The 12,039-nt window shown below is 60.1% G+C and carries 9 protein-coding genes; 5 read left to right on the top strand and 4 right to left on the bottom strand.

Annotated elements, in window-relative coordinates; genetic code table 11:
• Positions 1-73: 73 nt before the first annotated feature.
• Positions 74-1,255 (bottom strand): XylR family transcriptional regulator, encoded by a 1,182-nt coding sequence (locus ASE80_RS28470; RefSeq protein WP_056861848.1) that lies wholly within the window; start codon positions 1,253-1,255, stop codon positions 74-76.
• Positions 1,256-1,394: 139 nt separating this feature from the next.
• On the opposite strand from ASE80_RS28470, the gene xylA reads away from it, so the two are divergent.
• The 4 genes from xylA (at position 1,395) to ASE80_RS28450 (ending at position 6,642) form a co-directional block, all read left to right on the top strand.
• The gene (gene xylA / locus ASE80_RS28465; RefSeq protein WP_056861847.1) at positions 1,395-2,711 is read left to right on the top strand and encodes a xylose isomerase; all 1,317 of its coding nucleotides are present in this window, start codon (positions 1,395-1,397) and stop codon (positions 2,709-2,711) included.
• Between the two features lie 242 nt (positions 2,712-2,953).
• Positions 2,954-3,955 carry a D-xylose ABC transporter substrate-binding protein gene (xylF, locus tag ASE80_RS28460; RefSeq protein WP_056861846.1) on the top strand — a complete coding sequence of 334 codons (1,002 nt, stop codon included), beginning with the start codon at positions 2,954-2,956 and terminating at the stop codon, positions 3,953-3,955.
• Positions 3,956-3,960: 5 nt separating this feature from the next.
• Positions 3,961-5,505, top strand: a complete 1,545-nt coding sequence (gene xylG / locus ASE80_RS28455; protein ID WP_177336543.1) for a D-xylose ABC transporter ATP-binding protein — start codon at positions 3,961-3,963, stop codon at positions 5,503-5,505.
• Positions 5,506-6,642, top strand: coding sequence for a sugar ABC transporter permease (locus ASE80_RS28450; protein ID WP_056861844.1), 1,137 nt, complete (start codon positions 5,506-5,508; stop codon positions 6,640-6,642).
• Positions 6,643-6,695: 53 nt separating this feature from the next.
• On the opposite strand, the gene ASE80_RS28445 is transcribed toward ASE80_RS28450, so the two are convergent.
• The 3 genes from ASE80_RS28445 to ASE80_RS28435 all read right to left on the bottom strand — a co-directional run bounded on the left by ASE80_RS28445 (position 6,696) and on the right by ASE80_RS28435 (position 10,940).
• Positions 6,696-7,943 (bottom strand): glycoside hydrolase family 68 protein, encoded by a 1,248-nt coding sequence (locus tag ASE80_RS28445; RefSeq protein ID WP_056861843.1) that lies wholly within the window; start codon positions 7,941-7,943, stop codon positions 6,696-6,698.
• A 251-nt stretch (positions 7,944-8,194) separates the two neighbouring features.
• Positions 8,195-9,133 (bottom strand): pectate lyase family protein, encoded by a 939-nt coding sequence (locus tag ASE80_RS28440; protein WP_056861842.1) that lies wholly within the window; start codon positions 9,131-9,133, stop codon positions 8,195-8,197.
• A 307-nt stretch (positions 9,134-9,440) separates the two neighbouring features.
• Positions 9,441-10,940, bottom strand: a complete 1,500-nt coding sequence (locus ASE80_RS28435) for a CoA-acylating methylmalonate-semialdehyde dehydrogenase (protein ID WP_056861841.1) — start codon at positions 10,938-10,940, stop codon at positions 9,441-9,443.
• Positions 10,941-11,049: 109 nt separating this feature from the next.
• On the opposite strand from ASE80_RS28435, the gene ASE80_RS28430 reads away from it, so the two are divergent.
• A complete protein-coding gene (locus ASE80_RS28430; protein WP_056861840.1) occupies positions 11,050-11,988 on the top strand; it encodes a LysR family transcriptional regulator in 939 nt (312 codons plus the stop codon).
• The last annotated feature ends 51 nt before the right edge of the window (positions 11,989-12,039 follow it).

Genomic DNA, 12,039 nt, shown 5'->3' with positions numbered 1-12,039 from the left:
GCGCCTGTGTGACGCGGAGCGTCACGGGATGCATTCCCACGTGGAACGTGGGAACGATCTCAACGATCTCACTTCAAGGAACACTTGCGCCGTGCTGGTACTCGCGCGGCGTACAGCCAAACTCTCGCCGAAACACCGTGTGCAGGTACTGCGCCGATTTGAAGCCGCACTCCTGGGCAATGTCGGCAATCGCCAGCGTGTGGTTTTCCAGGCCCTTGGCCGCTGCCGCAAGTTTGAAGCGCAGAATCTCGTCATGCACGCTGCACCCGCGCACCTTGCGAAAGTGCGACTCCAGGGATGAGCGCGACACACCCACATACGCCGCCACTTGCGCGGTCTTGATGCCCTGGCAGGCGTACTGGCGAATAAACAGCAACGCCTGCATCACATACGGGTTGCCCAAGGGTTGATGCAAACTGGAGGCCTGCACATTGATCGCATCCGGCGGCACCAGGATCTGCGTGCCCGCGCAGGGTTTGCCGTGCAGCATCTGGTGCAGCAGCGCGGCGGCCGTGCGGCCCATGGTTTCGGTGCCCTGGATCACCGAGCTGAGCGGCACGCGCGTGAGGGTACGGGTCAGCGGGTCGTTGTCGATGCCGATCAACGCCACTTCTTCCGGCACCGCGATGCCGGCGGTGAGGCAGGCTTGCAGCAATTGCCGGGCGCGGGCGTCGGTGACGGCGATGATGCCGATGGGCTTGGGCAAGGCTTGCAGCCAGGCAATCTGCTGCTCCACCGCGCTGTCCCACAGCGGCGCGCTGGTGCCCAGCCCACGGTAAATCTCAACCTGCAAACCATCGCGTTGCATCAGGCGGCGAAAGGCTTTCTCGCGCTCCTGCGCCCAGCGGTTGGCCTGGGCTTCGGGCAGGCTGAAACAGGCAAAGCGGGTCAGCCCTGCTTCGATCAAGTGTTCGTACGCCAACTTGATCAGCGCATGGTTATCGGTGGCCACATAGGGAATGCCCTTGGGGTAGGCGCGTGCATCCTGATAGGAGCCGCCCACCGCCACCACCGGCAAATGAATATCGGCGAGCGCCTCGCCGATCAGCGGGTCGTCGAAGTCGGCAATGATGCCGTCGCCCTGCCAGCGCTCGATGCCTCTCAAGCGGCACAAGAAATCTTCCTCCAGGAACAAGTCCCAGGACACACGCGTGCTGCTCAGGTAATTGCCGATGCCAGTAATGATGCCGCGGTCGTAAATTTTGCTGCCGTTGAACAACAGGGCGATGCGGTGCACGGGCGGTAGGGTTTGCATTGTTTTTATCCTGGGGCCGGTCGCTACAGACTAGCCCTGGCTGGTCAAAATCGCACTACGTCTTGGTGATTTTCATAATCGGCAGTCCCGATGCCGTTGCTAGTATCGGGGCACCGCCAAGAACAATAAGGAAAACGCCATGCCGTACTTCCCAGGTGTCGAGAAGGTTCGCTTCGAAGGCCCCAGCAGCGACGCCCCTCTCGCCTTTCGCCATTACGATGCCAACAAACTGATCCTCGGCAAGCCCATGCGTGAACACCTGCGCATGGCTGCCTGCTACTGGCACACCTTTGTGTGGCCGGGGGCGGACATGTTCGGCATGGGCACCTTCAAGCGCCCGTGGCAGCGCAGCGGCGAGCCGATGGACGTGGCCATCGGCAAGGCTGAAGCGGCGTTCGAGTTTTTCTCCAAACTGGGCATTGATTACTACAGCTTTCACGACACCGATGTGGCGCCCGAGGGCAGCTCACTCAAGGAATACCGCAACCACTTCGCCCAGATGGTCGACCACCTTGAGCGTCATCAGGAACAGACCGGCATCCAGTTGCTGTGGGGCACCGCCAACTGCTTCAGCCACCCGCGTTTTGCCGCCGGCGCCGCCAGCAACCCGGACCCGGAGGTGTTCGCCTACGCGGCCGCTCAAGTGTTCAGCGCGATGAATGCCACCCAACGCCTCAAGGGTGCCAACTACGTGTTGTGGGGCGGCCGTGAAGGCTATGAAACCCTGCTCAACACCGACCTCAAGCGCGAGCGCGAACAGCTCGGGCGCTTTATGCGCATGGTGGTGGAGCACAAGTACAAGATCGGCTTTAAGGGTGATCTGCTGATCGAACCCAAGCCCCAGGAGCCGACCAAGCACCAGTACGATTACGACAGCGCCACGGTGTTCGGCTTCCTGCATGAGTTCGGCCTGGAACACGAGATCAAAGTGAATATCGAGGCCAACCACGCGACCCTGGCCGGGCACAGTTTTCACCATGAAATTGCCACCGCCGTGTCCCTGGGGATTTTCGGCAGCATCGACGCCAACCGTGGCGACCCGCAGAACGGCTGGGACACCGACCAGTTCCCCAACAGTGTCGAGGAAATGACCCTGGCCACCTATGAAATCCTCAAGGCCGGGGGCTTCAAGAACGGCGGCTACAATTTTGATTCCAAGGTGCGCCGCCAGAGCCTGGATGAGGTTGACCTGTTCCACGGGCATGTCGCTGCCATGGATGTACTGGCCCTGTCCCTGGAACGCGCAGCGGCGATGGTGCAGAACGACCGCTTGCAGCAGTTCAAGGACCAGCGTTATGCCGGGTGGCAGCAGCCCTTGGGCCAAGCGGTGTTGACCGGTGAATTCAGCCTGGAATCTTTGGCTGAGCACGCGTTTGCCCATGAGCTGAACCCGCAGGCCGTGAGTGGCCGTCAGGAGATGCTTGAAGGCGTGGTCAACCGGTTTATCTACACCTGACCGCCCGCTGCTTTTGTGGCGAGCGGACCTCTGTGGCGAGCGGGCTTGCCCCGCGTTGGGGCGCGAAGCGGCCCCTGTTACTGGCAACTCGGTTTTAACTGATACACCGCATTGTCTGGTTTTGGGGCCGCTTCGCAGCCCAACGCGGGGCAAGCCCGCTCGCCACACAAGCCCGCTCGCCACAGGTACGGTACATTCATCAAATCAGTGTCTTTCCAACAACAATAAAAGGACGCACCACCATGAAAGCATTCAAACGTACCCTGCTCGCCTCTGCCCTGGCCCTGCTCGCCCTGCCGGTGATGGCCGACTCCGCCCACCCGAAAATCGGATTTTCCATTGACGACCTGCGCCTGGAGCGCTGGTCCCGCGACCGCGACTACTTCGTCGCCGCCGCCGAAAAACTCGATGCCAAGGTGTTCGTGCAGTCGGCCGATGCCAACGAGCAGAAGCAAATCTCCCAGATCGAAAACCTCATCTCTCGCGGCGTTGACGTGATCGTTATCGTGCCGTTCAACGCCACCGTGCTGACCAACGCCGTCGCCGAAGCCAAGAAGGCCGGGATCAAGGTGGTGTCCTATGACCGCCTGATCCTCAACGCCGACATTGACGCCTATATCTCTTTCGATAACGAAAAAGTCGGTGAGATGCAGGCCAACGGCGTGCTGCAAGCGGCGCCCAAGGGCAACTACTTTTTGCTCGGCGGCGCACCCACCGACAACAACGCCAAGGTACTGCGCGAAGGCCAGATGAAGGTGCTGCAGCCGGCCATCGACAAGGGCGACATCAAGATTGTCGGCCAGCAGTGGGTCAAGGAATGGAACCCCACCGAGGCCCTGAGCATCGTCGAAAACGCCCTGACCCGAAACGACAACAAGATTGACGCCATTGTGGCCTCCAACGATGCTACCGCCGGCGGCGCGATCCAGGCCCTGGCCGCGCAGAAGCTGGCGGGCAAGGTGCCAATCTCCGGCCAGGACGCCGACCTTGCCGCCGTCAAGCGCGTGATCGACGGCACCCAGACCATGACCGTGTACAAGCCGCTCAAGCTGATCGCCACCGAAGCCGCCAAACTCTCGGTGCAACTGGCACGCAACGAAAAACCCACCTACAGCTCGCAATACGACAATGGCAGCAAAAAAGTCGACACCATCCTGCTCACGCCGACCCCACTGACCAAGGCCAATATCGACCTGTTGGAGAAGGACGGTTTCTATACCAAAGAGCAGATTGCCGGGCAGTGACCGCCATGGCCGACTACTTGCTGCAAATGAACGGCATCGTCAAAACGTTTGGCGGTGTCAACGCCCTGAACGGCATCGATATCAAGGTACGGCCGGGGGAATGCGTCGGCCTGTGCGGTGAAAACGGTGCCGGTAAATCCACCTTGATGAAGGTGCTGTCGGCGGTCTACCCGTATGGCACCTGGGAAGGCGAAATCCTCTGGGACGGGCAGCCGCTCAAAGCCCATTCCATCAGCGAAACCGAGGCCGCCGGCATCGTCATCATTCACCAGGAGCTGACCCTGGTGCCGGACTTGTCGGTGGCCGAAAACATCTTCATGGGCCACGAACTGACCTTGCCCGGCGGGCGCATGAACTACCCAGCCATGCTGCAGCGTGCCGAAGCGCTGATGCGCGAACTCAAGGTGCCGGACATGAACGTGGCGCTGCCGGTGTCGCAGTATGGCGGCGGTTACCAGCAACTGGTGGAAATCGCCAAGGCCCTGAACAAACAGGCGCGCCTGTTGATCCTCGACGAGCCCTCCTCGGCCCTGACCCGTTCGGAAATCGAAGTGCTGCTCGACATTATCCGGGGCCTCAAGGCCAAGGGCGTGGCCTGCGTGTACATCTCCCACAAGCTCGATGAGGTGGCGGCCGTGTGCGACACCATCGCCGTGATTCGCGATGGCAAGCACATCGCGACCACGGCCATGGCCGACATGGATATCGCGCAGATCATCACGCAGATGGTCGGCCGCGAAATGAGCAACCTTTACCCCACCGAGCCCCATGCAGTCGGCGAGGTGATTTTCGAGGCACGCAACGTCACCTGCTATGACGTCGACAACCCCAAGCGCAAACGCGTGGACGATGTTTCTTTCGTGCTCAAGCGCGGGGAAATCCTCGGCATTGCCGGGCTGGTGGGTGCCGGGCGCACGGAACTGGTGTCGGCCTTGTTCGGCGCCTACCCCGGCCGCTACAGCGCCGAAGTATGGCTGGACGGGCAACTGATCGACACGCGCACGCCGCTCAAATCGATCCGCGCCGGCCTGTGCATGGTGCCCGAAGACCGCAAGCGCCAAGGCATCATCCCCGACTTCGGCGTGGGCCAGAACATCACCCTGGCGGTGCTCGACCGCTACGCCCATATGACCCGCATCGACGCCGAAGCTGAGCTTGGCAGCATCGACCAGCAAATCGCGCGCCTGCACCTCAAAACCGCCAGCCCGTTTTTGCCGATCACCAGCCTGTCCGGCGGCAACCAGCAAAAGGCCGTGCTGGCGAAAATGCTCATGGCCAAGCCCCGGGTGCTGATCCTCGACGAGCCCACGCGCGGCGTGGATGTGGGCGCCAAATACGAGATCTACAAACTGATGGGCGCGCTGGCCGCCGAAGGCGTGTCGATCATCATGGTCTCTTCGGAACTGGCCGAAGTGCTGGGGGTTTCCAACCGCGTACTGGTGATTGGCGACGGCCAGTTGCGCGGCGATTTCATCAATGAAGGGCTCACCCAGGAACAGGTGCTCGCCGCCGCGCTCAGCCACAACAATAACAACCGGAAAACCGCGTAGATGAATCAGGTCAAACTGCTTTTTACCCGCTACAAAATGCTCGCCCTGGTGATTGCGGTGGCGATCATCTGGGTGTTTTTCAGCTGGCAGACCGAGGGTGGCTTTCTCACGCCGCGCAACCTGTCCAACCTGCTGCGGCAGATGTCGATCACCGGGATCCTGGCGTGCGGCATGGTGCTGGTGATCATCAGCGGCGAGATCGATTTGTCGGTGGGTTCACTGCTGGGGTTATTGGGCGGGCTGGCGGCGATCCTGGACGTCGTCTACCACATTCCGCTGCTGGCCAACCTGAGCCTGGTGGCGCTGTGCGGCTTGATGATCGGCCTGGCCAACGGCTACATGACCGCCTACCTGCGGATCCCCTCGTTCATTGTCGGCCTGGGCGGCATGTTGGCGTTTCGCGGGATTCTGCTGGGGATTACCGGCGGCACCACCATTGCGCCGGTGTCGCCGTCGCTGGTGTATGTGGGCCAGGGGTATTTGCCGCATGCCGTCGGCGTGGGGCTGGGCGTGTTGCTGTTTGCCTTGACCCTGTTCCTGACCTGGAAGCAACGGCGCAACCGCGCGCTGCATGGCCTGGCGGCGCATTCGTTGGTGCGTGACCTGTTGCGCGTGGCTGTGATCGGCGCAGTGCTGGCCGGGTTCGTCACCACCCTCAACAGCTACGACGGCATCCCCGTGCCGGTGCTGCTGTTGCTGGTGCTGCTCGGCGTGTTCAGCTACGTCACCAGCCAGACCGTGTTCGGCCGCCGCGTGTACGCGGTGGGCAGCAATATGGAAGCCACACGCCTGTCGGGCATTAACGTGCAGGCGGTAAAACTGTGGATCTTCGGCATCATGGGCGTGATGTGCGCCCTCGCCGGCCTGGTCAACACCGCACGCCTGGCTGCGGGTTCGCCGTCGGCGGGCAATATGGGCGAACTGGATGCGATTGCCGCGTGTTTTATCGGCGGTACCTCCATGCGCGGCGGCTCCGGCACGGTGTATGGCGCGTTGCTCGGGGCGCTGGTGATTACCAGCCTGGACAACGGCATGTCGATGCTGGACGTGGACAGCTACTGGCAGATGATTGTGAAGGGCAGCATTCTGGTGCTGGCGGTGTGGGTGGATGTGAGTACCCGGGCCGGGCGGCGCTGACTCACAGCCATAAAAAAGCCACTCGAATGAGTGGCTTCTTATTGGCGGGTCGATTAACTCAGCACAACATCACGCATTGGCGGGATGTAACCGTAGTCGTAGGCCTCCTGCACAAACGAACGGTCACCCTTCAATACAATCCTCACGGTGGGCGCCTCTGTGCCGCCGATGCGGTAGTCGTCGCCGGTGGTGGGCACGCTGTCGATAAACGACGTCACCAGGCCATTGGGCATCACGCAATGGGAATACGTCTGGAACGGCTGCGACGGTGGGTTGCCAAGTACCAACCCCGAGCCATTCATCGGCGTATAGGGGCCAAACAGATGCTCGCTCACAAAACCGTAGACACCATCCGGCCCCGTCACGCCGTCCGCGTAGGTGAACTTGTGACTGATGGTAAACAGGTAGTACTGGTTGTCCTGGAACACGTAATGCGGGCGTTCGGTTTGATCGTTTACGCCAACCGCCGTCACCAGTGGCGGCAGGATTTCCCATTCTTCACCGCTGAGGTCCTTGGCCACGGCGATGCCAATGCAACCGACCTGATACCGCGCACCGCCGACATCTTCATGCCCTGGCGGCACCAGACCGAGTTCATCCGGGCCCACCGCGTGAGTGCCGCGCTCACCCGCGACATTGCCTTCAAACACCATGTACAACTTGCCGTCGTTGGGGTCGATAAACGGGCTGGGGTCGCGAAAGTTCCACGTCGCGTTCTGCGCTTCGGTCTGGTAATACGTGCCGTCGGCATCGAACAGCGGTTTGACTTCAGTAAAGCCCTCAAGGGTAACGCCGCTGTCGGAGGTGACCACCCGGCCCCTGACCTTGGCAATGGTGGCCCCCGGGGTTACGCAGGTGTAATACAGGTCGATATCGCCGTGGTTGTTAATCAGGATCGGCGTGCCTGCCCATTCACGAGTGGTCGGCGAAACCCCTTCGGCCATCACGCGGCCGCCGAAGACCCAGTCCTTGCCGGTGCGTGAGTACCAGTAGCAAATGCGCGCATGGCCGTGGCGGTCTTCCCAATCACGCTTGATGTCGTAACGGCCATCGGCGTTGATAAATTGCGGATCATGCGGGCGACGGTCTGCAGTCAAGGTGAAGATAACCGACCAACCATCGACCGATACCACTGTGCCATCCAGTTCACGCAATGGCATGGTGTCCCAAATAAACACGGTGTCACTCATGACAGGAAAGTCAGGACTCACTAACGGCTGTGTGGTCGTCGGGTCATTTTCATTAACTTTAAGCGCATCGGCCCGAGTCCAACGAGTGGGTGTGTGATTCGCATGTTTCATGATGATGTCCTTTTACTGACGCTTTAGTGACAAGCGAAGATTAAATAACACTCACAGCCAGCAACTTGATGCCGACTGAAAAGAGCGAGCCATTATTAGCCCTATAAGTGCAAAACAAGGTTTAACATGCAACCTATCGATCACAACATGAAGAATTATTTAAGCCACAAGTGCCATCACTGTATTGATATCCTTGATATAAAAACAGTGGCACTGCGTATGAATAACCTGATCAATAGAAAGCTAGCTACTCAACTACCAAACACCAGCGCTACCGCCTGAGCGCCCGCGTTCTTTTGCGTGAATTCCTTGGCCTGAGCGGCGGTTTTCAAGGTGTAGTTATAGTTGGAACGCGCTGTCCACTTGGCATTAGGCGACTTCTGGCGGGTGATGGCGGGCACACTGTTGGTGTCGGTGAACGTGCCAGTGCCTTTATCGTCCAACATGCCGTTATTCTGGCTGCCCTCGCCGAAGTAATTGCTTTCAGAAAGGATATTGGCGTTCTGTGCCAGGGTAAAACCCAGATGGAAGTTATTCACGTAGTTGTTATACACGTGGAAATAACCGTAGCGCATCAAACCCGGCGCGCGCACTTCCATGTTGTCAAAGCGGTTATGGCACAGGGTAAGACGCGGGTAGCCATTAAACTCCGATTTGTTGTCATCGGCCGGGTGACCGAAGATCAAACCGTATTTGTGGTTGCCGAAAAAGCAGTTGCTGATGGTCGCGTAGTCGGCCTTTTCACCGATATACACCAGTTTATCTTCACTGCCGTCCGTGGTAGACCAGTTGTGGCCGACAAAAGAGCAATGGTCGATCCAGTATTGACTGCCATAGTTCAGGTACACCTGGATATCGTCATTGGCCTTAATACTTGCCGAATGCTTGAAGATAATGTTTTGCAGAATAATATTCTGCGACTGCGCCGTGGCACGCAGGTGGATGTTCTCCAGCGTGCGGTTCTGGAAGGAGCCGATCAGGGTCTTGTTAGCCCCCATGTTCACCTTGGTCAGGCTTGCCGCCGAGATATTGCTGTTGATCACCAGCACCCGCGGGGTGGTGTCGCCAATATTGGCTTTGAGTTGGTCCAGCGTGGTGATACTGACCACCTGGCCCGCCCAGCCACCGGTGACTTTTGCCGCAAGGGCGAAACCGGTCAAGCCGGTGAGCTTGCTTTCTGGATACGACATGAGATCCCTCTCTTTCATAAAAAGCGGCTCGACAGTGCGAGCCCGCGCATTCAAGTTAATCCGTTAACTTGCACACAGTGTTTGGCGTGGCTGGTGATGCCGAGGTTGGCTGATCAGCGCTTAAACACTGTGTTTATATACAGTATTAGATATCGAGTACGCCGTCAACACGCTGCTGGAAATGGCCAGGACCACGGTGGATCGCTCCATCGAATGCCTGAAGCCCGCCAGGGCTATGGCTTAAACGCGGTAAAAAAAGTGGGAGCTGGCAAGCCAGCTCCCACAATTGACCTGCGGTGTATTTAAGTTACTTGGACACCGGCATCGCAAACTCCGCGCCCTGCTCGATGCTCTCCGACCAGCGCTGCATGATCGACTTCTGCTTGGTGTAAAAACGCACACCCTCAGTGCCGTAGGCATGCATGTCGCCAAACAGACTCTTCTTCCAGCCACCAAAGCCGTGCCAGGCCATCGGTACCGGAATCGGCACGTTGATGCCGACCATGCCCACTTCGATGCGCCGGGCGAATTCGCGGGCGATGTTGCCGTCGCGGGTAAAGCAGCTGACGCCGTTGCCGAACTCGTGGTCGTTGACCAGCTTGATCGCCTCGGCAAAGTCATTCACGCGCACGCAGGCCAGCACCGGGCCGAAGATTTCTTCGCGGTAGATGCTCATGTCTTTTGTCACGTGGTCGAACAAGGTCGCGCCGAGCCAGAAGCCGTTTTCCAAGCCGGCCTCGGTTGGCACGTAATCACGCCCGTCGAGCAGCAATTGCGCGCCGGCTTGCACGCCTTGTTCGATGTAGCCGCTGATGCGTTCCAGTGCAGCACGCGACACGATCGGGCCCATTTCAGCCTTCAAATCGCGGCCGTCGGTGATGCGCAGGTGCTTGGCGCGCTCGGTCAAGGACGCGATGACTTTGTCACCCACATCACCGACCAACACGGCGACGGAAATCGCCATGCAACGCTCGCCGGCACTGCCGTAGGCGGCGCCCATCAGCGCATCCACGGTTTTTTCGATATCGGCGTCGGGCATCACCACCATGTGGTTTTTCGCGCCGCCCAGGCCTTGTACGCGCTTGCCGTTGCGTGCGCCGGTTTCGTAGATGTATTGGGCAATCGGCGTGGAGCCGACGAAGCTCATGGCCTTGACGTCCGGGTGTTCGAGCAGGGCATCCACCGATTCCTTGTCGCCCTGCACCACGTTGAACACGCCTTTGGGCAGGCCGGCTTCACGCAGCAGCTCGGCCATGAACAGCGAGGCGCTCGGGTCGGTCGGGCTGGGCTTGAGGATAAAGGTGTTGCCCGCCGCGATGGCGATCGGGTACATCCACATCGGCACCATCACCGGGAAGTTGAACGGCGTGACGCCCGCCACCACCCCCAAGGGCTGGCGCATCGTCCAGTTGTCCATGCCACGGGAAACCTGGTCGGAATGCTCGCCCTTGAGCAGGTTGGGAATGCCGCAGGCGAATTCCAGAATATCGATGCCACGGTCGACTTCACCCTGGGCATCGGTGAAGACTTTGCCGTGCTCGGCGACGATGATGCGCGCCAGGTCGTCCTTGCGTTCACGCAGCAAGTGCAGGTACTCGAACAACACACGAGCGCGGCGGATTGGCGGTGTGTCGGCCCAACCGGCGAACGCGGCCTGGGCAGCGGCGACGGCTTCACCGACGGTCTGGCGGCTGGCCAGGGCGACGCGGCCGGTGATTTCGCCGGTGGCTGGGTTGTAGACGTCCTGATAGCGATCATCGCGGCTCACGCGTTGGTCGTTGATGTAGTGCTCGATCGTGCTGGTCATGGCAGGTGATCCCTGGTGGATAGCGTTGAGGCACACGATAGGCTTTCAGTTTGTTCCAAACCAGAGCAGAATCCTGAACTTATTGTCCTTGTGAGCGAACAATAGCACCATGGAAAAATCCGAGATCGAAGGGCTGTGGACCCATATTCACTGGTTGTCGGTGCTCGAAGAGCAAGGCACCTACACCGCCGCCGCCGCGCGCCTGGGGGTGAGCAAGTCGGCGGTCAGCCAGCGCATCTCGGACCTGGAAAAGGCCACCGGCACCCGCCTGGTCACCCGCACCACGCGCAGTGTGAGGCTCACTGATGCGGGGCTGTCGTTGACCCGCGAAGTGCGCAGTGCTTACGAACACATCGCCCGCAGCTTCTCGTCGGTGCGCGACTCGGCCGGGGAGATTCGCGGGCTGGTGCGCCTCACCGCGCCGGTGGCATTTGCGCGGCAGCAATTGGTGCCGCATCTGTCGGAGTTTTTACAGCTATACCCGCAAGTGCGCATACAGCTGGACGTGTCGGATGCCCTGAGTTCACTGGCAGCCGAAGGTTACGACCTGGCGGTGCGCCATGGCTTCCAGGTGCCGGAGACCCATGTGGCGTGGAAGTTATGCGACACCGGCTCGGTGCTGGTCGCCACCCAGGACTACCTGCAACGCCACGGCGAACCCCGCGAGCCTGCCGACCTCAGCGCCCACAACTGCCTCTACTACCCACGTGGCGCCGACCAGCCGGCCTGGACATTCGAGCGCGGCGGCAAAAAAGTCGAACGCACCACCGTGCCCATCGCCGGCAGCTTTTCCACCAACAACAGCGAAGCCCTGCGCGACTCGGCGCTCAACCACCTGGGCATCGCCCTGCTCCCGGATTTCAGCGCCCAGGCGGCGCTGGCCAGCGGCAAGTTGGTACACGTGCTCAAGGGCTGGACACTCAAGGGCGCATTTGCCGATGAGATCTACTTGATCCGCCCGTATTCGCCGCATGTGCCCAAGTCGGTGAGTGCGTTGGTGGGGTATCTGAAGGAGAAACTGTCGGGTGGGTTTCGGTTTGTGGGATGAGGCAGAGCCAGCGCGGTGCGTCCCTTCTAGCGGCAATGGCTTGAACACGGT

Source organism: Pseudomonas sp. Leaf15, assembly GCF_001421425.1.
Lineage (GTDB): Bacteria > Pseudomonadota > Gammaproteobacteria > Pseudomonadales > Pseudomonadaceae > Aquipseudomonas > Aquipseudomonas salomonii.
Note: the sequence above shows the minus strand (reverse complement) of the source record. Positions and strands in the feature narration are given on the sequence as shown.